This is a genomic window from Sulfitobacter alexandrii (genome assembly GCF_001886735.1).
GTDB lineage: Bacteria > Pseudomonadota > Alphaproteobacteria > Rhodobacterales > Rhodobacteraceae > Sulfitobacter > Sulfitobacter alexandrii.
The window spans coordinates 310,303-333,149 of sequence record NZ_CP018081.1 but is presented as its reverse complement, the minus strand read 5'-3'; the positions used below and the strand labels follow the sequence as shown (position 1 = coordinate 333,149).

General features: G+C 60.5%; 19 protein-coding genes and 1 pseudogene. 17 read left to right on the top strand and 3 right to left on the bottom strand.

The window, feature by feature from the left end:
- Nucleotides 1-35: 35 nt before the first annotated feature.
- Nucleotides 36-784: pseudogene (locus tag BOO69_RS22890) on the top strand (IS5 family transposase); the annotation flags it as partial.
- Here BOO69_RS22890 and BOO69_RS22730 read toward each other — a convergent pair.
- Nucleotides 772-2,817 carry an FAD-dependent oxidoreductase gene (locus BOO69_RS22730; RefSeq protein WP_071974430.1) on the bottom strand — a complete coding sequence of 682 codons (2,046 nt, stop codon included), beginning with the start codon at nt 2,815-2,817 and terminating at the stop codon, nt 772-774. The pseudogene BOO69_RS22890 and the gene BOO69_RS22730 overlap by 13 nt on opposite strands.
- Before the next feature lie 2 nt (nt 2,818-2,819).
- Nucleotides 2,820-4,265, bottom strand: a complete 1,446-nt coding sequence (locus BOO69_RS22725; RefSeq protein WP_071974429.1) for an NAD-dependent succinate-semialdehyde dehydrogenase — start codon at nt 4,263-4,265, stop codon at nt 2,820-2,822.
- A gap of 180 nt (nt 4,266-4,445) precedes the next feature.
- Here BOO69_RS22725 and BOO69_RS22720 point away from each other — a divergent pair, with 180 nt between their 5' ends.
- From BOO69_RS22720 to BOO69_RS22640, 16 genes are all read left to right on the top strand, one after another.
- Nucleotides 4,446-5,240: an IclR family transcriptional regulator gene (locus BOO69_RS22720; protein ID WP_017467065.1), complete on the top strand. Its 795-nt coding sequence runs from the start codon at nt 4,446-4,448 to the stop codon at nt 5,238-5,240.
- Between the two features lie 15 nt (nt 5,241-5,255).
- Nucleotides 5,256-6,416 (top strand): acyl-CoA dehydrogenase family protein, encoded by a 1,161-nt coding sequence (locus BOO69_RS22715; RefSeq protein ID WP_017467064.1) that lies wholly within the window; start codon nt 5,256-5,258, stop codon nt 6,414-6,416.
- Between the two features lie 18 nt (nt 6,417-6,434).
- The gene (locus tag BOO69_RS22710; RefSeq protein WP_017467063.1) at nt 6,435-7,589 is read left to right on the top strand and encodes an iron-containing alcohol dehydrogenase; all 1,155 of its coding nucleotides are present in this window, start codon (nt 6,435-6,437) and stop codon (nt 7,587-7,589) included.
- On the top strand, nt 7,589-8,584 hold the full coding sequence (locus BOO69_RS22705; RefSeq protein ID WP_237267653.1) for a CaiB/BaiF CoA transferase family protein: 996 nt from the start codon (nt 7,589-7,591) through the stop codon (nt 8,582-8,584). The genes BOO69_RS22710 and BOO69_RS22705 overlap by 1 nt, the downstream gene beginning before the upstream one ends.
- A 32-nt stretch (nt 8,585-8,616) precedes the next feature.
- Nucleotides 8,617-9,743 (top strand): IS3 family transposase gene (locus BOO69_RS22695; RefSeq protein ID WP_197918801.1). Its coding sequence is split into 2 segments (ribosomal slippage): nt 8,617-8,887 and nt 8,887-9,743, totalling 1,128 coding nucleotides; the frame shifts between segments, so codons are not numbered across the junction.
- Nucleotides 9,744-9,908: 165 nt separating this feature from the next.
- A complete protein-coding gene (locus BOO69_RS22690; RefSeq protein ID WP_071974428.1) occupies nt 9,909-12,080 on the top strand; it encodes a ParB/RepB/Spo0J family partition protein in 2,172 nt (723 codons plus the stop codon).
- A gap of 126 nt (nt 12,081-12,206) precedes the next feature.
- Nucleotides 12,207-12,587 (top strand): DUF3768 domain-containing protein, encoded by a 381-nt coding sequence (locus BOO69_RS22685; RefSeq protein WP_071974427.1) that lies wholly within the window; start codon nt 12,207-12,209, stop codon nt 12,585-12,587.
- A gap of 117 nt (nt 12,588-12,704) precedes the next feature.
- The gene (locus BOO69_RS22680; protein WP_071974426.1) at nt 12,705-13,001 is read left to right on the top strand and encodes a hypothetical protein; all 297 of its coding nucleotides are present in this window, start codon (nt 12,705-12,707) and stop codon (nt 12,999-13,001) included.
- A gap of 79 nt (nt 13,002-13,080) precedes the next feature.
- Complete coding sequence (locus tag BOO69_RS22675) at nt 13,081-13,464, top strand: DUF6878 family protein (protein ID WP_071974425.1); 384 nt, start codon at nt 13,081-13,083, stop codon at nt 13,462-13,464.
- Nucleotide 13,465: 1 nt separating this feature from the next.
- Nucleotides 13,466-13,942: a DUF6915 family protein gene (locus BOO69_RS22670; RefSeq protein ID WP_071974424.1), complete on the top strand. Its 477-nt coding sequence runs from the start codon at nt 13,466-13,468 to the stop codon at nt 13,940-13,942.
- 106 nt (nt 13,943-14,048) lie between these two features.
- Nucleotides 14,049-14,693 (top strand): hypothetical protein, encoded by a 645-nt coding sequence (locus BOO69_RS22665; RefSeq protein ID WP_071974423.1) that lies wholly within the window; start codon nt 14,049-14,051, stop codon nt 14,691-14,693.
- A gap of 50 nt (nt 14,694-14,743) precedes the next feature.
- Nucleotides 14,744-14,995, top strand: a complete 252-nt coding sequence (locus BOO69_RS22660; RefSeq protein WP_037207773.1) for a type II toxin-antitoxin system ParD family antitoxin — start codon at nt 14,744-14,746, stop codon at nt 14,993-14,995.
- Complete coding sequence (locus tag BOO69_RS22655; RefSeq protein WP_071974422.1) at nt 14,988-15,287, top strand: type II toxin-antitoxin system RelE/ParE family toxin; 300 nt, start codon at nt 14,988-14,990, stop codon at nt 15,285-15,287. Before BOO69_RS22660 ends, BOO69_RS22655 begins: the two co-directional genes overlap by 8 nt.
- A gap of 125 nt (nt 15,288-15,412) precedes the next feature.
- Nucleotides 15,413-19,810 carry a strawberry notch-like NTP hydrolase domain-containing protein gene (locus BOO69_RS22650; protein ID WP_071974421.1) on the top strand — a complete coding sequence of 1,466 codons (4,398 nt, stop codon included), beginning with the start codon at nt 15,413-15,415 and terminating at the stop codon, nt 19,808-19,810.
- The gene (locus BOO69_RS22645) at nt 19,807-20,853 is read left to right on the top strand and encodes a DUF7146 domain-containing protein (protein ID WP_071974420.1); all 1,047 of its coding nucleotides are present in this window, start codon (nt 19,807-19,809) and stop codon (nt 20,851-20,853) included. Before BOO69_RS22650 ends, BOO69_RS22645 begins: the two co-directional genes overlap by 4 nt.
- Nucleotides 20,854-21,151: 298 nt before the next feature.
- Nucleotides 21,152-22,063, top strand: a complete 912-nt coding sequence (locus BOO69_RS22640) for a DUF2493 domain-containing protein (RefSeq protein ID WP_071974419.1) — start codon at nt 21,152-21,154, stop codon at nt 22,061-22,063.
- Nucleotides 22,064-22,182: 119 nt separating this feature from the next.
- Here the strand turns inward: BOO69_RS22640 and BOO69_RS22635 are convergent, their stop codons facing one another.
- Nucleotides 22,183-22,518 (bottom strand): hypothetical protein, encoded by a 336-nt coding sequence (locus BOO69_RS22635; RefSeq protein ID WP_071974418.1) that lies wholly within the window; start codon nt 22,516-22,518, stop codon nt 22,183-22,185.
- Nucleotides 22,519-22,847 lie beyond the last annotated feature (329 nt).

Genomic DNA, 22,847 nt, shown 5'->3' with positions numbered 1-22,847 from the left:
CTCATCTTATGAATCCAGCGTGGTAGCTGAGGTGCATGAGCAGACCGACAACCCCGACATACAAGACCATGAACTGGCCCGCTTATAACGAAGCGCTCAAGCGCCGTGGCTCGCTGACGATCTGGTTTGACCCCGAGATGAGCTGGGAGGCCGTGCCGACAGGCAGAAGAGTTACAGCGACGCCGCGACCCAGACCTGTCTTTCGATGAAGGTCCTGTTCGGCATGGCCTTGCGACAGGCGACCGGGTTCGTCGAGAGCCTGTTGCGGCTGATCGGTCTCGACTGGACGGTGCTCGACTTCAGCACCCTGTCCCGGCGCCAGAAGACCCTGGCCGTGAACATCCCGTATCGCGGCTCCAAAGGGCCGTTGCACTTGTTGGTGGACAGCACGGGGATCAAGCTTGAAGGTGAGTGGCATGCCCGCAAGCATGGCGGCCCCAAGCGACGGGTCTGGCGCAAGATCCACCTCGGGATCGACGAGCAAACGTTGGAAGTGCGCGCTGTTCAGATCACCGGGAGCCACATCGGTGACGCTCCAGTGTTACCCAACCTTCTTGAACAGATCCCGGCAGACCAGCAGTGTCACGGCTGACGGTGCGTATGACACACGAAAATGCCAGGACGCGATTGCGGACCGTGGCGTCCACGCCGTTATCCCACCAGGTAAGAACGCAAAGTCTTGGAAGACCATCACCGCCTAAGCCGCGTCGAGACGAAGATGCACTGTGTTAAGTTGCTGGGGCAGCGCCTTATGGCGCGGGACTTTGACCGTCAGGTCGCGAAAACCCTTTCTAAATTACGAGGCACCCTCCAGTCGCAAGGATCCTCTCTGACAAGCGCGCTAAAGAGCGCGGCCAACCGATCCTTGCCGATATTTTTGGCGTGGTGCATCAGGCCTCCCCGCCAGCGGGGAAATCCGTAGCCGTGAATCATTACTAGGTCGATGTCTTGCGGTTTTTCTGCGACGCCTTCGTCAAGGATATCGCAGGCTTCCGCCACCATTGCGAGCAAGAGCCTTTCTACGATTTCGTCAGCTGAGAACTCCCGGCGAGTGAAGTTCATTTCTTCTGAGACACGGAGTATTTCGCTAGCGACCAGCTCCGAAGGTGAGGGTTTGCCGTCCGGCCCATAGTCGTACCATCCGGCGCCCGATTTGCGTCCTAGGCGTTTGTGCTTTTCGACCAGCCGCTCGACCAAGGGCACGTGACCACAGCAGTTCCCTTCTGCAGCGGCCTTGCGACGGATATTCGCGTAGGCGATGTCCAGCCCCGACATGTCCTGTGCAGCATATGGACCCATCGCCATACCGAATCCGCGCATAGCCGCGTCGATCTCGTCGACAATAGCCCCCTTCACCAGAAGGCGATTAGCGGCGTGACGGTAGCTAGACAAAATTCGGTTTCCGATGAAGCCATCGCAAACACCAGACAGTACCGGGATTTTACCAAGCCTGCGCGCCAGCACAAATGCTGCACCTAATGTATCGTCTGACGTTCGGTCGCTCCTGACGACTTCCAGAAGCTTCATAATATGCGCAGGACTGAAGAAATGAATCCCTACAAAGCGTGCTGGGTGCTTCAACCCATCAGAAAGCCGATTTACATCGAGATAGGATGTGTTTGTGGCAATAATCGTCTCGGGCGGCAGAGCACCTTCGAGTTCGGTCAAGATCGCGCTCTTGACCGCAAAATCCTCGAAGGCCGCCTCGATTGCTAGATCGGTTGGTGGCAGAGCGTCATAGCCTGAGACCGTAACCAGCCGGTCCTCAACCGCCTTTCCCGCATCGGGGGACAGAATGCCGCGACTGATACCCTGATCAATCAGCTTTTGCAGGTTTTCTCTGGCCCACTCTGCGGACGAGGCACTGCGTTCGACGACAGTCACCGAGATCCCTGCGGTCGCTAGCGTGTACGCAATAGCTGCTCCCATATTGCCACCACCGACCACGATGGCGGTTTCAGCATCTCGGGAAGGTCGGGGGTAGGTGCGCCCCTTGTTGGTTGCGGTACGCTCGGTGAAGAAAACGTGCCTAAGGGCCCGCGCCTGATCCGAGGCACGAAGGTCCAAAAACGCAGCGCGCTCGCTGGCCAGTGCGTCGTGCAGCGGCGTCATCGCGCTGGCCGCGACCAGGTCCACCGCAACATGCGGGGCATTCTGGCCAGGCATACGCCGCGCTACATGCGCTCGGGCGACTTCCGCTGCGACGTGGTTTGGCTTTGGTGAAGGAAGATTGTCGGGTGCCTGTGCCGCCTCAAGTACATCGTCATCGAGAGCTATGGCCGCGCCAAGCGGGTCATCGGCTAGCAGCTGGATCAGTCCCATTTTCAGTGCCTGCTCGGCGGAAACAGCCTTCCCGGTGACAATCATGTCAAGCGCAGCTTCAATACCGATAAGTCGCGGCAGTCTTTGGGTTCCCCCTGCGCCAGGCACGATCCCCAAGTTTACCTCTGGCAAGCCCAGTTTGGCAGAAGTTGAGGCGATGCGATAGCAGCAAGCCAGAGCAATCTCTAGTCCCCCACCAAGCGCAGCCCCGTTGATGGCTGCGATAGTCGGAATCGGAAGGTGCGCAAGTTGCAACAGCACGTCATTTAGTTGTGGATCAACAGGCAACTGTCCGAATTCCTTCGCATCCGCGCCCGCGACGAACGTCGTTCCTGCACCGGTGATAATCAGCCTGGTAGCGCCAGTTTCGAGGACTTGGGAGATACAGTGTTGTATTCCAGCCCGAACCTCCGCGTTGATTAGGTTAAGCGGCGAATTGTCTATGGTCAGAATTGCTGCGCCATTTGAGAAGCTTAATTCAATAGGCATGGGCATCCTCACAGCACTGGCGCTCGATTGCGCGAGATAAATTTGGTATTGAGATAGCCTTCGAAGGTTTCTGTCCCGCCTTCAGTCCCATAGCCGCTGTCTCTTACGCCGCCAAACGGAGTCTCGGGCAGAGCCAGGCCGAACTGGTTGATGCTTACCATACCTGCCTGCAAACCCGCAGCTGCTTTATCTGCACGCTCCAACGAATTGGTAAAGACATAGGACGCCAGCCCGAAGGGTAGCCCGTTGGCCCGCGACAGTCCGTCCTCTATTTCACGAAAAGACGAGACGACAGCAATCGGGCCGAAGGGTTCTTCGCGCATCAAGTCGATGTCGTCGTTGGGCGTATCGACGACTGTCGGGGCATAGAAGCTACCATGATTCCCAACCCTTTTGCCTCCCGTCAACACCCGTGCGCCGTTTTCGCGGGCATCCTCGACGAGCTTTTCCATCGCATTCACGCGTCCGCGATGACACAATGGTCCCATCTGCGTGCCTTCGGCTAAACCAGCGCCCACCTTTACGCTCTCAAATGCTGAAACTAGTTCGGACAGAAATCGATCGTAGATGCCTTGTTGTACGTAAAACCGGGTTGGGGCGATGCACACCTGGCCTGCATTGCGCAGCTTGTTGACCGCCAAGGCGCGCGCCGCGGCCGTGGCATCGGTGTCGTCGAACACCAATACGGGCGCGTGACCGCCGAGTTCCATCGTCGCCCGCTTCATATGGCGGCCAGCCAATTCTGCCAGATGCTTGCCCACCTCGACCGAACCGGTGAAGGTGATCTTGCGCACCTCGGGGCGCGCAATAAGAGTTTCCGAAATGAAGGCCGCATTACCCCAGACAAGGTTCAGACAGCCTTCGGGCAAGCCTGCATCCAGCAGATAGCGCGCAATTGCCATGCAGCCCGCCGGAGCCTCTGCCGGGCCTTTCAAGATCATCGTGCAACCTGACGCAAGCGCCGCCGCGACCTTGCGTACCGCTTGGCTCAGCGGAAAATTCCAAGGCGTGATTGCAAGGCAGACGCCTATCGGTTCGCGCACGACAAGCTGCTGTACCCCTGGGCTGCGCGATGGAATGATGCGCCCATAAATGCGCCGACATTCCTCGGCGTGCCAGTCGACGTGGTCAGCTGAGGCGCGGACCTCAGCCAAGGCCTCAGCCTGAGGCTTGCCTTCATCGAGAGTGATCCAGCCAGCGATCAGTCTGTCATTTTGGCGCAGCAGGTCGGCAAACCGTCGCAAAATTGCACTTCGTTCCATGGGAGAGCTGTTTTTCCATTGGCGAAAAGCTGATTCGGCGGAGTGAACCGCATGGTCCAGATCTGCGGCGCTAGCCTGCGGAATCTGTCCGATAGTTTGCCCGTTTGCAGGGTTTATGACTGCGCGATCCTCCGGCGTGGGAGAAGCGATCCAGTCCTGTCCGATGAGGTGCTGGATGGTCGGATAATTCATTTCTTTCATGGCGTTATGACCTCGCTTAGTTGTGTCATCCGCAGGATCCGGCACGAAGGGGACCAGATGGACGACCTTAGTTTTCCGCATAGCGGTAAAGTTTACCGCAGTATTGACGCGGACGTTATCGATCGTTTAGATGTGTTTCAAGACGCATAATTCTTCCCGAGGAGGGATGTCGTGAGACCAAGGAAAGACCGCACCAAGGACGCCGAGAGACAGGACCGCGATTTTGTCACGGCGTTGGCGCGCGGCTTGGAGCTGTTGCGGGCCTTTCGGCGGGAAGGGGAAGCTCTGGGGAACGGTGAGTTGGCCGAGCGCACTGGCCTGAGCAGATCGACGGTCTCAAGGCTGGCCTATACACTGAACAAGCTGGAATACCTCAGCTACGATCCGGATACAGCACGCTATCGACTGGCCCCTCCAGTGCTTTCGCTGGGTTTCTCCTGCCTTGCAGGGATTCCGCTGCGGCAACTCGCAAAGCCCTTTATGCAGGAATTAGCAGATTACACAGGTATGCCGGTGGCCATGGCCAGTCGTGACCGACTATCGATGGTCTATCTAGAGCGGTGCAAGGGCACCAACGCCGTCACGCTGGCGATTGAGGTTGGTGCCCATATTAAACTGGCCACTACCGCGGTTGGTCGCGCCTGCATAGCGGCACACGGCCCGGATGAGCAGGCCAGAATTCTGGCCCTTGTGGAGGAACATGAGGGTGACAACTGGCCGAATGTGCAGCCCGGAATCGAAGCAGCTATCGAAGACTACCAACAGTACGGTTATTGCACGTCCTTCACGGAGTGGAAGCGTGATGTGAACGCAGTAGCAGTGCCCTTCGTGCCGACGGACGGCTCACCCATCATTGCCTTCAACTGCGGCGGTCCTTCGCAAACCCTTACGCGCGATTGGATCGAAAGCGACGTCGCGCACCGCCTTGTCGATCTTGTCCGCCGCGTTGCGGCGGTCGCACCCTGAACAATAGAGAGCATAATGGCCCTTGATACAGATACCCTTTCCCAGTTTCTCGACGCGCTCGACCGCTTCGTGAAAGAGCGACTAATCCCTTACGAGGATCGCGTCGCCGATGAAGATGTGATTCCGCCTATGCTGGTCGATGAAATCCGCACGATGGGCCTTTTCGGCATGTCGATCCCGGAGGATTTCGGCGGGCTTGGCTTGTCGATGATAGAGGAAGTGCAAGCCGCTTTCGTTCTTGGCCAGGCTTCGCCTGCGTTCCGGTCGCTAGTTGGCACAAACAACGGGATCGGCTCGCAGGGAATCATCATCGATGGAACCGACGAGCAGAAGGCGAAGTATCTACCAGCTCTCGCCTCCGGAGATATGATCGCATCCTTCGCCCTAACCGAGCCAGATGCTGGTTCGGATGCTGGCGGTCTGCGCACCACTGCGCGGCGTGATGGAAACGATTTCCTACTGAACGGCACGAAGCGCTACATTACCAATGCGCCGCGTGCCGATCTATTCACGGTTTTTGCCCGGACCAGTCCAGAGGTGAAAGGTTCTGCCGGCGTAAGCGCTTTTCTCGTCGAGGCAGGGACGCCGGGCATAACGCTTGGCCAGCCTGACAGGAAGATGGGGCAGAAGGGTTCGCACACATGCGACGTCATCCTTGACAATGTCCGCGTGCCTGCCTCGAACATCATCGGCGGGCCGGACCGTCTGAACAAGGGCTTCAAAACGGCAATGAAAGTCCTTGATCGGGGCCGACTGCATATTTCTGCCGTCTGTGTGGGCGCCGCCGAACGGCTGATCCGTGACAGCCTATCCTATGCGATGGAACGCAAACAATTCGGTGAACCCATCGCTGAAAAGCAACTGATCCAAGCCATGCTGGCTGACAGTCGCGCCGAGGCCTTCGCAGCGCGTTGCATGATCGAAGAAACAGCACGCCGCAAGGACGCTGGTCAGAACGTGTCGACTGATGCTGCCTGCTGCAAGATGTTTGCCAGTGAGATGGTAGGTCGAGTGGCCGATCGCGCAGTGCAAATCCACGGCGGTGCAGGATACATGGCCGAATATGCGGTCGAGCGCTTCTATCGCGATGTGCGTCTCTTCCGCATCTACGAGGGGACAACCCAGATTCAGCAAATACTGATCGCGCGGAATATGATCCGCACTGCAGCAGCTTAACAGGAGCGAAGACAAACTATGGACTTCAATTTCCTTTCCACCCCGAGGATCGTCTGCGAGAGCGGTGGGCTTGGCCGGATCGGCAGCCTGATGCAAGATTTGTCTTGCACCCGTGCGCTGGTCGTGACGGACCCGGGCATATTGGCCTGTGGTTTTGCGGACGAGGCAGCCGCCGCACTTAGGGCTGCTGGCATCGAGGTTGAGATTTTTCATAAAGTCGAAGCGGACCCCCCGATCGCTGTCGTCGAGGCCGCGGTAGAGGTCGCGCGGGCCTTTGGTGCTGACGGAATCATCGGACTTGGCGGCGGCAGTTCACTGGACACGGCCAAGGTCATCGCAGCGGCGGTAGCCAACGATCAACCGATTACGGACATGATCGGGATCAATCAGGTCACCGATAAACGCTTGCCACTGATCCAGGTGCCAACCACGGCAGGGACCGGATCAGAGGTAACATGGGTGTCCGTGCTGACTTCGGAAAGCCACGAAAAAAAAGCGGTATATGCACCGCAGCTTCTGCCTGACGTTGCCTTGCTAGATGCAAAGCTAACATTGGGAATGCCTCGTCACATCACAGCGGCCACGGCGTTAGACGCAATGGTTCACGCCATTGAGGCAGTAACCAGTCGCACCAGAAAGAATCCCATTTCCGATGGAATGGCGGACAAAGCGCTGGTGCTTCTCGGTCAGAACTTACCAATCGTCATGGAAACGCCTTCGGACCTGTCAGCGCGAGAGGCCATGCTGTTGGGGGCGACACTGGCTGGGATGGCCTTCATTAATGCCAGCGTGGGGGCGATTCATGCCTTGTCATACCCACTGGGAACAGGTTTCAAAGTTCCTCACGGGCACGCAAACGCTCTGGTCGCAGGACCAGTGATGAGGTTCAACATGCCCGTTGCAGAAGCTGAATATGCTCGTCTATCGCGGTTACTACTGCCCTCGCGGCCTTTCAACTCTGATGCGGCTGCGGCCTATGGCCTGATCGACGAGATGGAACGGATGCTAGTCGAAAGCGGACTTGAGTCTCGACTTTCTGGTGTCGGAGTGACCGAGGCAGCCATTCCCGGAATGGCTAATGAGGTCGTGACCGGTATCACGCGATTGCTGGAGACCAACCCGCGCGACATGACAGCCGAAGATGTGTCGCGCCTCTATCAGGAGGCGCTTTGATGGCTGGCTCATTGGACGGGATCAAGGTGGTCGACCTCAGCCGCGTGCTGGGCGGGCCTTACTGCACCCAAATGCTTGCGGATCATGGCGCTGAGGTCATCAAGGTGGAGCCGCCTCTGGGCGACGAGACCCGCAGTTGGGGCCCGCCTTTCAATGATGAACTCAGCGCCTATTTCTCTGGCGCCAACCGCAACAAGCGGTCCATCGCTATCGATCTGCAGCAACCGGAAGGGCGCGACCTGATTTTGCGGTTTCTTCAGGATGCGGATGTTTTAGTTCACAATTTTAAGTCTGGTACTCTTGAAAAATGGGGGCTTGGTTATGATGATGTTCTCAGGGCACGTTTTCCTAGACTGGTACTCTGCCACGTGACTGGATTTGGTTCCGATGGCCCACTTGGCGGTTTTCCCGGCTATGACGCCGTGGTACAAGCTATGACGGGCCTCATGAGCATCAACGGCAATCCCTCCGAAGGCCCGACACGCATGGGTACGCCCATCGTGGACATCGGCACCGGTCTGATCGCCTGTAACGCTATTCTCGCCGCACTTTTGGAACGGGGCCGGTCCGGATTGGGCCAAGCCATCGAAGTGCCGCTATATGATTGCGCGATCAGCATGATGCATCCCCAAGCGGCTAATTCCCTCATGTCCGGACAGATACCAATGGCGACCGGCAATGGGCATCCAAATATCGTACCATACGACATGTTCGAAACAAGTAATGGCAAACTCTATCTGGCTATCGGTAACAATGGTCAGTTCGCAAAACTCTGTGACGTGCTTGGCCTACCTGAGGTGCCCTGCGATCCACGATTTGCCGACAATGCCGCGCGTCTTGCGCATCGGTCAGAGATGACAGAGGTCTTGTCAGAGTGCCTGGTGCAACATGACGCCTTCAAACTTGAGCCGGTGCTTTTGAAAGCTGGGATTCCCGCCGGAGTCGTTCGGAATGTGAATGATGAAGTGGTCCCAGGAAACCGGACAGTCAGCTAAGGTGTTTCCCGAACCTTTGAAGGGATACGAACATGGCAAAGCGCCGGAACTTTACAGATCAGTTTAAGGCCAAGGTGGCGTTGGAAGCGCTGCGTGGCGACAAGACCGTGCAGGAGATCGCGGCGAAGCATCAGTTGCACCCAAATCAGGTCAGCACATGGAAGCGGCAGGCCATCGAGGGCATGGCCGATGTGTTCTCGGGTGGCAAGCAGAGCGGCCCGACCGAGGCGGAAGTAAAGGAACTTCACGCCAAGATCGGGAGGCTGGCGGTCGAGAACGATTTTTTGTCGGAAGGGCTGAAGCGATGAGCCCTGGAAAGAAACGCGCGATGATCAACCGGGATCACCCCAAGCTGAGCATCAGCCAGCAGTGCAAGCTGGTGAGCCTGAGCCGGTCGGCGTTCTACTACACGCCCGCCGGGATCGACGCCGACACGCTGTCGATGATGAAAGAGATCGACCGGGTGTTCACCAAATACCCATTCTTCGGGTCGCGCCAGATCGCGGCCTATCTGCGCCGGGAAGGCATTGTTGTTGGCCGCCATCGCGTCAGGCGATTGATGGCGAAGATGGGTCTTGAAGCGGTCTACAAGCGCCCACGAACCAGCCAGCCGCATCCTCAGCACCCGGTCTTCCCGTATCTGCTGAGGAAGATGGTGATTGACCGACCGAACCAGGTCTGGTGCGCCGATATCACCTTTGTGCCAGTCAGAAATGGCTTCCTCTATCTGGTGGCAATCATGGACTGGGCGACGCGCAAGGTGCTGAGCTGGCGGTTGTCGAACACGATGCACGCCGACTTCTGCGTCGAAGCACTGAGCGAGGCCATCGCCAGGTACGGCCCGCCTGAGATCATGAACACAGATCAGGGATCGCAGTTCACCGGATCGGCCTGGATCACGACGCTGACCGAGGCGGGCGTGCGCATCTCGATGGACGGGCGCGGGCGTTACCTCGACAACATCTTCATCGAACGCCTCTGGCGATCCCTGAAGCAGGAGGCCATCTATCTCGAAGAAATCAATGAAGGCTTCCGGGCCCGTCGTGTCATCAAGGGCTGGATGGCATTCTATAACACCAGCCGACCCCATTCCGCGCTTGATCGGCAGACGCCGGACGACGCATATTGGGCAGGCTTGGAAGAGCGACACGCAGCATGAAACCTAAACCCGATACACCTTAGAAACGCTGCAAACCTGTCCGAAAAGATGGGACCACTTCACACGTCAACGCACAGTGAAAGCCAGAGAAAGGGAAGCCCGGGTGCCGGGCTTGAAAGGATAGAGAGAGGCTCATCCGGGTCCGGCGAGACAAGGACCCTGACCATGGCCAAGACCACGACCCGCCCGAATCCCACCACCTCAAAAAAGACCGAAGCCGTTGGATCGGCCGCGCCTGACGGCGGTGCCGACATCCGGATGATCCCGCTCGACAAGCTGGAGCCGAGCCCACTCAACGTCCGCAAGGTGGCCGCAAGCGCCAGCGACGATGCCGAGATTCTTGCGAGCATCCGCGAGACGGGAATCAAGCAGAACCTGGTGGTTCACGCACTTTCCGAGACACGTTTTGCCGTCGACGCAGGCGGTCGTCGCCTCAAGGCGCTGAAACAACTCGCCGAGGACGGTGTGATCCCCGCTGATCATCCAGTGCCCTGCCTTGTCGAGGACGAGCGCAACGCCATCCTTACCTCGGCCACAGAAAACCTCCAGCGCGCGGCGATGCATCCGGCAGACCAGTTCGAGGCCTTCGACAAGATGATCGGCGAGGGTCGCAGCGAAGACGAGATTGCGCTCAAATTCGGCGTCTCCGTCGACCTGGTGCGCCGTCGCCTCAAACTCGCCCGTGTCGCACCCGAAATCATCGAGCAGTTTCGTGCCGGTGATCTGACCCTCGAATGCGTGATGGCTTTCACGCTGACCGACGACCATGACCGCCAGCTCGCGGTCTGGAACGCCGTGAAGGGCGGCTATCACATCCATCCGCAGAGCATCAAACGTCAGCTGACCGGGGCCGCACATTCGGCGAACTCGGCAATTGGTCGATTTGTCGGCATCGAGGCGTATGAGGCGGCGGGCGGGGTTCTGCTGCGGGATCTCTTCGACGACCGGGCAACCGCTCATATGGAAAACCCCGACCTCTTGGAGCGTCTCGCCATTGAGAAACTGCAGGCTGCGGCCAAACCCTTCGAAGGGATATGGAAATGGGTCGAAGTGCATCTTTCGGTGGATTATGGCGCGTTTCGCAGTTTCGGGCGGGTCTATCCGCAGGACATCGAACCGGATGCGGACATGCTGGCCGAGGAGGAACGTCTCATCGCGCGTGAGGAAGAATTGGCGGCGCAGAACGACGGGGAGGACTGGACCGACGCGGAGACCGAAGAATACTACGCCATCGAGCCGCGTTTGCGCGAAATTGAAGCCATGCAGCGCGAACGGCAACCCTATGCCGAGGCAGATCGCGCTATCGCCGGTGTAGTCCTGACCATCGGCCATGACGGGGTGTTGCGCGTCGAGAAAGGCCTGGTGCGGCCCGAGGACATTCCTGTTGCGCCCGAACCGGACGATACCACCGCAGATCCGGATGGCGCTCCCTCCCCTGCCCGCCCACAGGTGACGCCGCCGACCTCCTCCACGCCGGTGCCGAGCTCCGACCCGGCCGCGACGTTGCGCAAGGCGGACGGGATTTCGGCGAGCCTGGCCGACGATCTGCGCGCCACGCGTCAGCACATCCTGCGGGCGCATCTGGCGGCGGATTTCGAGGTAGCGTTCGACGCGATGCTCTATGCGCTCTGCGAACAGGCTCTGGGGCGGTCCTACAATAACGAGGCGCTCGACATCTCGGTCCGTCCTTTCCAGGCGCAAAACCGCGAGGTGCTGCACACGGACACCGTCGCCCAGAAGATGCTCGAGGCGCTGAAACAGGACCTCGCCACGGACTGGATGAAGCTGGAGAAACCCGAGGACTTCCAGGCCATGTCGGCGCTGCCCATTGCCGACAAGCAGGCGCTTTTCGCCTGGGCGACGGGTCTGGCGGTTAAGCCGCAGCTCTCCTCCGACAATCGCCCTTCCACGATCATCGAGGAGATCGGCGCGCGGCTTGACGTCGATGTGGCGGCCTGCTGGCGCCCGACTGCGCAGAATTACTGGGGTCGGGTCAACAAGAGCCATGCGGTGGCGACGGCCCGTAAGCTGATCGGCGACGACTACGTTGAAGATCGCAATCGCGAGCGCAAGGGCGATCTCGCTGCGGCCATGGAGCGGGCTTTTGCGGAAACCGCTGGCGAGACGGAAGGTTTTGACGCCGCCACGGTCGCAAAGACGACGCGCTGGTTGCCTGACGGGATGGTGTTTGTCGGTGCGACGGAGGCCGACGCCAGAAGGACTGGCGATGCGCCAGAGGCCGAGGAAGGTGACGTGCCCGCCGCAGACGCGCTGGCCGAGGCGGAGAGTGATGAACCATCGTCCTTGCCAGCTTTCCTCAGCGGGGATGCGGCCTGACGAAGCAAACACCGATCTGATTGCCACATGAGCTCTGGGCCGTCCTCACATCGAGGGCGGCCCTTTCCGGCTGGCGGGTTGCCTACAGCCGATATCGGATCGGCTGGCCCGTCCCGGAGATATCCCATGACCACTACACTCGACCTCGACCCCGTCCAGGAAGCCGCACGCATCGCCACCCAGAATGACGCGTTTCGCCGCTCTATCCTCGGCACTACCCCGGTCGCCGATGCCCCGCAGGGCCAGTTCGTGATGACACGCGGCGTCGCGGCGCTTGGGATCAATGCGCAACTGGAATTGACCCGACGTGTCGCCGCCTTCGACGGGTTCAATGCCGACAGTGATCCGCAGGGATGGCACGAGATGGGCGTCATCGACCTCGATGGTACAACCGTCTGGTTCAAACTCGACCTGTATGACGTCGACTACACGTACGGCTCACCCGAGCCCTCTGATCCCGCGCAGACGCGTCGCGTGCTGACCCTGCTTCTTCCGTCGGAATACTGATGCCTCCAATCCCTACTCACCGCCCCGGATCGCCCTTGCACAAAGGGCGGTCCTTTCGAGCTGCCGGGTTTTGAAGGGGCGCGATACCCGCGTCCCGCCCGCAGCAGGAGACCAGAGATGGCCAAGACACTCGATTACCAGATCACCCTCTATCCCGCGCATCGCGATGGTGCCTTCGTTGTTACCCAGTTCCAGATGCTGGGGAGCTACCCCGAAAAGCGCATCCAGGCCGCGGGCATGGATGACCTGATCAACAAGGTGACGCAGTTCGCGATGGAGCATGGCGAAAGCTGCAGCGCTTCGGTGCGCTGCCTCGCCCCGCGCAAACCCTCTGGGTTCAAGCGCGCGACCGAGAACCTCTATTTCAATCTGGTTGATCGGACGGCTGAGAAACGCGGCGACGCTGCAGCCTGAAGCCCCCAAAGGAAACGTTCCGGGCGGCCTCGTGAAACGGTCGCCCTTCCCTTTCCCTCAATTTCAAAGGACGAAAGACATGACACAAGCGACTGATTTCTACGCGCAGATGCTCGAATCCCAGAGACGTGCGGCCGAGCAGCGGGTTGAGACTCGCGCGGCCCTTCTTACCAATCTGCGTGCCCTCGGCGTGACCAGTATCGAGGTGCAATACGAAGGCTACGGTGATTCCGGCAATGTCGAGGACGTTGTCGTGACGCCTGATACGATCACGCTCGCGGAAGAGCTGAGGCGCCGGGTCGAAGATTTCGGATGGGATTTTGCCTATGCACTGAGCCCCGGCTTCGAGAACAACGAAGGTGGCTATGGCGAACTGACCTGGGCGATTGAGGCGGACAAGATCGATGTCAGCCACTCGAACCGCTACATCGAGACCGAAACAACCGAACACGAGGGGCTCTGACATGGCACATCCCCTCCACCACGCCGAAAGCTCGGCCCGAAAGTTCGGCGGTGTTCCAGATGACTATCAGTTCGTGCACGATTGGTTCGATGCCTCCAAGGAGCACCTCGCGATTTTCACCCATCGCGCACACCGGCATCACACGCTCGGGATCTTCGAGGCTGAGCGATTGTTTGGCCGTAGTCTGACCAACAGCGCGGGTCGGGTCGTACCGATCCGTTGGATTGGCGAGCAGCATGTGCGCGAGGACTGCCAGGGGCGGATCCCGTCGCTGGCCGACTGGCTCGGACGCATTCAGCCTGAGCCGTGGATGGCCAATGGCGGGATCAACAACGACCCGACGCAGATAGGCAGCGATCCACGCGCAGCCTGGATCGAGGCGGTGGCCAATCACCAGACCATACTTGGTTTCGAGGATTGGCTCCTGAAGGTCTCGGTCGAGCACGTCCAGCATCGTCAGAACCGCGCCGCCGCCTGATCCGCCGGGCGGCAAACTTACCAACCATCTGACCTCGTCCCAATCGACCCGTCTGCGCCCTTAACCGGCCCGGCGGGTCGATTGCGTTTCAAGAAAGGAAATCGACATGCGCGACCCCGTCTTTGAGGAGGCCTACCAGGGCCACATCATCAAGATCTACCACGACCCCGACGCAGAAAGCCCACGGGAGTGGTCCAACCTCGGCACGCTGATCTGCTGGCATCGGCGCTATCGGCTGGGCGACAGCCATCAGTTCGACAGCCCCGAGGCGTTCTTGCGCGATCTTGCCGATGTTTCGGATCATAGTGATCTCTCGATGGACCAGCTGCGCGACCGTGCGGACCGCAAGGCGGTCCTGTTGCCCGCGTTTCTTTACGATCATTCAGGCCTCGCGATGAACACCATCGGGTTCCACTGCCCGTGGGATTCCGGTCAGGTCGGTTACGTCTATGTGACGCTCGAGGCGGTCCGGACGGAGTTCGGCGTGAACCGCGTCACCAAGGCGCTGCGCGAAAAGGCTGAAGACATCCTGCGTGCAGAAATCGTCAGCTACGACGCCTATCTCGGCGGACGGGTCTATGGCTATGTCATCGAGCGAGACGGCGAGGAGGTCGATGCCTGCTGGGGTATCTTCGGGCACTATGAGTTGGACTGTTGGTCCGAGGCACGAGCATTTGTAGACCAAATGACCTTGCGAGAGGCACACAGACCCGCCGCCGCCGCGCAGGGCGCAAGCCCACCCCCGAGTTGAAATGCTCGCAATACTCATATATCTTATTCATGCGTATCCCGGAGATGAGCATGGCAAGCACAAGCGTCACACTTGGCCCCCATTGGGACGAATTCATCGCACTGATGTTGAAGGAGGGGCGCTACGGGTCAACCAGCGAGTTGATCCGCGCCTCTTTGCGCCTGATGGAAGAGCAGGAAGGTCAGCGGGCGCGGCTTCGGGTTGCCTTGATGGAGGGCAAGCAATCCGGCGACGCTGGTCCGCTCGACATGGACGAAATCAAGCGCGAGGCGCGGAGCCGCTCCGGCGCTTCTGATGCGTAAAATCCATCACTCACAGGCGGCAAAATCCGATCTCGTCGATATCTGGGTCGAGACACATCGACAATGGGGCGAGGCGCAGGCGGACCGCTATCTCGACGATATCGAGCGTGCTCTGAAGGGACTGATCGCCAATCCTCAAATGGGGTCTGACTGTTCCGATCTCTTGCAGGGCGCGCGGAAACTGATCACGGGTCGGCATCTTGTGTTCTATGAGGTGGACCCGGACAGGATATTCGTGATCCGGGTTTTGCATCAATCCATGGACGTGCCGCGGCATCTGCGGTCGTTCTGACACCGGACAAATACGCATCGGGGCTTTGCCAGAAAGAGCGAGAGGCAGGGCGGGAGGGGTGACCCCTCCCGGGTGAGAGAGTGCGCGCGGGGCTCGGGGCCAACCCTCAACCCCGGAGATTGCCGATGAACGCTCACCCCCATTCCGCCCCGCTTGCGCCCGAGCCCGAGGCCCCTGCCCGCCCGGAAGCCTCGCGCTTCGCCCACAATCTGATCCAGGCTGCGAAAACCCTTGTGCCGCAGTTCGAGGCTGGCCGACCCATCGACGCCGCCGGACTTCGCGCGGCGATGGAGGATGCTTTCGGCGCCAGTGACACCAGCGGTGCCTGGGTCTGGAAAGACGCCTATGAGGCCGCCGAGGTCGCCCAGATTTTGATGCTGTCGCGCTATGGCGCACTGATGCAGCGTCAGGCACCTTCGCCACAGGCCTTCCTCACCATGATCGAACGTCTCGCCGGTCTGGCGCCTTCTCACACGCGGCGTTCTGAGGACAGCGTCCGTCTGCAACAATTCTCGACCCCTCTTCCGCTCGCGGCCATTGTTGGGCAGGCGGCAGGGTTTCGGGTCGAAGATCTGGTGCTCGAGCCATCCGCTGGCAACGGCCTTCTGGCGATCTTCGCCCGGATTGCGGGCGCGCACCTGGCGTTGAATGAACTCGCGGAGACCCGCCGCGCGTTGCTGGGACAGCTGTTCCCTAGTGCCGTCGTCTCGGATCACGATGCCGCCTCGATCGATGACCGGCTGGATCGGTCGATCACGCCCTCGGTCATCGTGATGAACCCGCCGTTTTCTGCGGCGAACCATGTCGAGGGTCGGTTCCGGCATGCCACCAGCCAGCATGTACTCTCCGCCTTGGCGCGCCTCGCGCCGGGCGGACGTCTCGTTGTCATCACTGGCGAGAGCTTCCGACCCTCGACGAAATCCTTCCAGTCGACGTTTCAGCGGATTGGCCAAAGCGCCGACGTGGTGTTTTCCGCCGCCATCGACGGCAAGGTCTTCGCACGGCATGGCACCACGATCGACACGCGGCTGACGGTAATCGACAAGCGTGCGACTGGCGCTGATGAGATCGCATCGGTCGAAAGCGAGGCCGTCTACCATCCGATCTGCGCGACCACCGCCGACCTTCTCAACGCAGTGCTCACCCACTGCCCGCAGCGCCACAGCCCCTCGCCCTGCCCCACCAGTACGGCCCTGTCGGCTCCGACCGCTTCGACCCGCACCAACCTGCAGGCCCTGCGCAATGCCGCGCGCAAGGAAACCCGTGCCCTCGCCGAAGAACGCGCAAGGCACCCGTTTGACGATATCACGACGGCCCCGATCGACTACCTGCCGAAGGCTTGGAGCCAACCCGACGGCACGCTGCAGGACACGGTCTACGAGGCCTATGACCTTCAGGCGATCAGGATCGATGGCGCGGCGGAACATCCGACCGCGCTGGTGCAATCCACCGCCATGGCCTCGGTGCCGCCGCCCGTGCCGACCTATCGTCCCATCCTGCCGAAGAACCTCGTTCAGGACGGCCTTCTTTCTGCGCCGCAGCTGGAAAGTGTCATCTATGCGGGCAACGCGCATGAGACGCATCTCAAGGGCTGGTTCAAGCGCGGCGAGATCGAAGGCCAGTTGATGGCGGCGGCCGAGGGCGACGAAGGCGCGTTTCGCCTGCGCAAGGGCTGGTTTCTGGGTGATGGCACGGGATGCGGTAAAGGGCGACAGGTTGCCGGTATCATCCTCGATAATTGGCTCAAAGGGCGCCGACGGGCGGTCTGGGTCTCGAAGAGCGACAAGCTCATCGAAGATGCGCGTCGCGACTGGATAGCGCTCGGGGGACGCGAAAGCGATATCGTGCCGCTCTCGAAGTTCCGCCAGGGCAGCGACATCCGCCTGCCCGAGGGCATCCTCTTCGTCACCTACGCCACGCTGCGCTCGGCTGAACGTGAGGGCAAAGCCTCCCGCCTCGATCAGGTCACGTCCTGGCTCAGCGATGGGTTCGACGGGGTCATTGCTTTTGATGAAAGCCATGCCATGGCGAATGCTGCCGGAGAAAAGTCCGACCGTGGCGACAAGAAGGCGTCCCAGCAGGGCCTCGCTGGCCTCGCACTGCAGAACGCCGTGCCAGATGCCCGCGTGCTCTACGTCTCGGCCACTGGCGCGACGGTCGTCGGCAATCTCGCCTATGCTTCGCGGCTTGGCCTTTGGGGCACCGGGGATTTCCCCTTCGTGACACGGGCCGAATTCGTTGCCGCGATGGAGGCTGGGGGAATTGCGGCCATGGAAATGATCTCGCGTGACCTGAAGGCGCTCGGGCTATATCTCGCGCGGTCCCTCTCCTATGCCGGGGTCGAGTACGAGATGCTGGTGCATGAGCTGACACCTGCCCAAGTCGCGATCTACGACAGCTACGCCGATGCCTATCAGATCATTCACACCAACTTGGAGGCGGCGCTTCAGGCGTCGGGTATTTCCTCCGAGACGGGCACCTTGAATGCCCAGGCGAAATCCGCCGCGCGGTCGGCTTTCGAGAGCAACAAGCAGCGCTTCTTCAACCATCTCATCACCGCCATGAAATGCCCCTCGCTCATCCGCGCCATTGAGGCGGACCTGGCGGCGGGGCATTCGGCGGTGATCCAGGTGGTCTCGACCAGCGAAGCGGTGATGGAACGGCGCCTCGAAGACATCCCGCCTTCGGACTGGGACGACCTGCAGGTCGATTTTACGCCGCGCGAGAACATCATGGATTACCTGATGCACAGCTTCCCAACGCAGCTTTTCGAGCCCTACACCGACGAGAATGGGGATCTGCGGTCGCGCCCTGCCCTCGATGGTGATGGCAATCCGATTATTTGCCGTGAGGCGGAGCGGCGACGGGATGATCTGATCGAACATCTTGGTGCCCTCGCCCCAGTGCAGGGTGCGCTCGATCAGATCCTCTGGCATTTTGGTGCGGACGCCGTGGCCGAGGTCACGGGGCGAAAGCGGCGCATCGTGAAGACGCGCGAGGGACGGCTCAAGGTTGAGAACCGCCCCGCCTCCTCCAACCTCGGAGAAACCCAGGCCTTCATGGATGATGCCAAGCGCATCCTTATATTCTCGGATGCAGGCGGCACCGGGCGCAGCTATCACGCCGATCTTGGGACACAGAACCAGCGCCTCCGGGTACATTACCTGCTGGAGCCGGGCTGGAAGGCCGACAATGCGATTCAAGGTCTCGGGAGGACCAACCGCACCAACCAGGCGCAGCCGCCACTCTTTCGACCCGTTGCGACCAATGTGAAGGGTGAGAAGCGGTTTCTCTCCACCATCGCGCGCCGCCTCGACACGCTTGGTGCCATCACCAAGGGGCAACGCGAGACCGGTGGCCAGAACATGTTCCGTGCCGAAGACAACCTTGAGAGCCCCTACGCGCGGGCGGCGCTGCGGCAGTTCTTCTACAAGCTGCGCGCGGGCAAGATCGAGGCCTGCTCTTACGCCAAATTCCAGGAGATGACCGGGCTGACGCTCGATGAGGCGGATGGCACGATGAAAGAAAACCTGCCGCCGATCCAGCAGTTCCTGAACCGCTGTCTTGCGCTCCGCATCGACATGCAGGACGCGATTTTCGAGGCTTTCGGCGGGTTCCTCTCGGCCATCATTGAAGACGCGCGCCAGGCGGGCACGCTCGACGTGGGCCTCGAGACCCTGCGCGCCGAAAAGTTCGTGATCGTAGATCGCAAGGTCATCTTCGAGCATGAGGCGACGGGGGCGACGGCCACCGCCCTGACCGTTGAGCGCACGGATCGCAACGACCCGCTGACCTTGCCCCGCGTCAAAGCGATCTGCGCCGATACAAATGGTGCGACACTGTGCTGGAACACCTCCTCCAAACGCGCGGCCCTGATGGTGAAGGCGCCCGCCTTCATGGACGAGGATGGTGTGCCGATCCTGCGGGTGAAACTGCTGCGGCCCATGGGAACCGAGATCCTCGCGCTTTCAGAGTTCTCGAAGTCGCACTGGGAAGAGATCAATGATGCGATGTTCGAACAGCTCTGGCAGGCCGAGGTTGACGCAGTGCCGGAGTTCACCACCTCGAAGATCACGCTTATCTGCGGGCTCCTCTTGCCGATCTGGGACCGGCTGCCCGCCGACAACATGCGCATCTATCGCCTGCAGACCGAGGATGGGGAGCGCGCCATCGGCCGTCTCGTCAGCCAGGAGCAACTCCTGAACGTCTACGCGCGGCTTGGGCTCGATTGTCAGATCGAGATGGCGCCGCAGGAGGTCTTTGCTGCGGTGATGGAAGCGAGGACGACCCTGAACCTGCTCGGCGGTTACCAACTGCGCCGCTCTATTGTCATGGGCCAGCCAAGACTTGAACTGATCGGCGCGACGGGTTCGGCCTTACCCGCACTGAAAGCGATGGGCTGTTTCACCGAGGTGATCCAGTGGAAGACGCGGGTCTTCATCCCGGTGGACGGCACCGAGGTTCTGGCGCGAGTACTCGCCGAACATCCGGTTGGCGCCAGCGGCGCGGATGCTGCCGCATGAGCGCGCGCCGCAGTATAGCAGACCTCTCGGTCGATCTGGCAGACCGTGCCGAGAGTTTCTGCCGCTGGTATTTTCCCGAGGGGCGCAAGCAGGGCAATTATTGGCAGGTTGGCGATACCTCGGGGGCCAAAGGTCAGAGCCTCGCCATCCGGCTCCACGCGCAGGGAGGGCGCAAGGCCGGGTCCTGGCAAGATTTTGCGACGGGGCAATATGGCGACCTGATCGACCTGCTGCAGGAACGGCTTGGTTCGGTCACGCTCAAAGAAACGCTGAGGGAGGCCCAGTCTTTCCTCGGCGAGGCCCCCTGCCCTACCGTAACTCGTGAAACGCAAAGGGCCGAGCGCCCGGATGCTGCCTCCAGCAAACACATCCCGCGGGCGCGGAGACTTTTCGCCGCTGGCAAGCCGGTCCTTGGCACATTGGCTGCCACCTATCTGCAGGGGCGCGGGATCACACGGCTCGGCCCGGCCCTGCGTTATCACCCGCGGGTCTTCCTGCGGCACGGCACGGACGACGCCGATCCGCCGCAAAGGGCCCCTGCCCTGCTCGCGAAGATCACAGACAATCGGGGCCAGATCACCGGATGCGCGCGCACCTATCTTGACCCGTCCACCGGCGGGTTGGCCGCGATCGAGAGTCCGAAACGGATCCTCGGGCAGCTGCACGGCCATGCCATCCGCTTTTGGTCCCTAACGGGCCACTCTGATCTCATCGTCGGCGAAGGTCTCGAGAACTCCCTCTCGGTTGGCACCGCTCTCCCGGAGTTCGATCTCGCCTCCTGTCTTACCGCCACCCATCTCGGCCTCTTCATTCCGCCGCCGGGCGTCAAGCGTATATGGATCGCACGGGACAACGACGAAGCTGGTCACAATGCATCAATGAGATTGCGTAACCAACTGGAATCGCTTGGAATTACCTGTGGTGACCTCGTGCCGCGCATGGGCGATTTCAACGACGATCTGCGGGCATTCGGCAAGGATGCGCTGCGCCGCTCCGTGCTCAAGGCCATGAAAGCACATGGTCTGGAGATCGAGGACGGGTAACCGCCAACCTCCCTTGTGATGTCCGACAGGGCAAAGGGTACGCCGGTTCGATCTGATCCCGTTTGGACAAGGGGAGCGATGGACCGGCGGGTCGGGGCTGAGTGCCCCTCGCCCGGGCAGCAATGCGCCCCGAACCAGAAAATTCCCCTGAGCCTTCGGCTCATTCCTCGCGGGACCAATTTTCCGGCCCGCGGCGCATTCTCCGCTGTGCTCCGATCCTGACGGATGCGGCCCGATCGCCGCCGGTCCTGGTATCGCCCCATCCAAATCGGGTCAGATCAAACAGAGGAACCAGAAAATGCCCCATCAGACAGACATCCAAGAGGAGACCGGCGTGACCTCCGCCATCCTCGACCACCTGGCGCTTCACGGCGCAACGCCCGGGCCCGGCGAGACCGATCATCGCCCCCTACCCCAGCCCGACGAGGTCGAGCTCGCCATGGCGACGCTCTTTGACACCACCATCGGCCTCCTCACCGGCAGCCAGTTGGAAGACAATCTCGAAGAGATGCTCTGGTCCCTCACTTCGATCTTCCATCGCCGGCTCACCCATATCCAGAAGCTTCTCGACGACAACGAATTTGAGGTCCGGGAAAGTCTGGCGATCCAGGACGGCTCCGAGGTCGCCTCAGTCGAACTCGAGCGCCTCCAGATGATCGGGCTCAAGCTCTGGGACCATCGCGACGCCTTCGAGCAGATGCGCGATCTGGCCGTGGATCACTTCTCGGCCGCCACCGGTTCGCCCTGGCTACCCCGCACCGGATCCAAGGTCTCGCATCGCGGTCTCACCTCCGCCGTGGTGGACAGCCGGGCCTATCTCTCGGCCAAGCGCCGCAAGGAGGCCGAAGTGCACTGCCCCGAAGGTACGCGGATCGCTTTCTCGGGCGGGGACTATCACGCCTACGATCTGATCTGGTCCGTCCTCGACGCTACGCACGCCAAATACCCCGACATGGTGCTGCTGCACGGCGGCACGCCCAAAGGTGCCGAGATGATCGCGGCCCGCTGGGCAGATACCCGTGGTGTCACCCAGGTGGTCTTCAAGCCCGACTGGAAGAGCCACGGCAAGGCTGCCCCCTTCAAGCGCAATGACAAGATGCTCGAGACCATGCCCCAGGGTCTGATCGCCACCCCCGGTTCGGGCATCACCGAGAACATTGTCGACAAGGCCCGCAAGCTCGGGATTCGCATCAAGAGGATCGGGGCTTAGGCCCCGGTTCTACCATGACATCAGTCAGGGCGCCTGTGCGGTTCGCTCTAAGAGTTTACAGAGGTGCCAGTTCTGCGGGATTTGGTCCGACAGACTGCTGAGTGTGTGGATGAGTGTTTCTAGCTGGTCGCTGTCGCGGGCCTTCCTGAAGCCTCGTGACGCTCTCGTCGTCCCGCGATCAGCGGGATGTTTGCCGAAAGGCACCCCATGTCGGCCAGGAAACTGACCAATCCGACGATCGTCTTGAACTCGCGCAACTTGAAGACGCTACGGCTCGTGACAAGCATCTTCGCGTCCTGGCCATCCTCCGTCACCGCGTGCACGACCAAGGAGCCATACCAACTGTTGTGGCGCTTCTCGGCAGTCTGGTTGCAGATCACCTCGATGAGGTAGCCACTTGTGAGCAGATCGCGCAGGCCATCCTCGGTGACCACATTCGGTGTTGCGCCGTCCAACTGCTTATCATCTTCACTTATGCCGACACGTATCGGGATTGGAGCGGGCCCGAGCTTCTACGTGATCTTCCGGGTCGCAAGCGTCGTTGCTCAGTTTCGCGATGCCATACGGGACATCCTCGAAGTTCGCAACGCGGCCGGGGTTGAAATCGTCGGGGATCGATGCGCGTGTCTTCGCCCTGGTATTTCACCTTCTCCAGCCTGTTAGATCACTTTCTGCTTGAGGCCCCTGGGTGACTCGACCGAGGAACTGAACACGGGCCGGTGTTGCGTTGCGACGGGTCGTGGTGTGTATCGAAAGATCAGGTGTGACTGTGCAAGGATCGCTT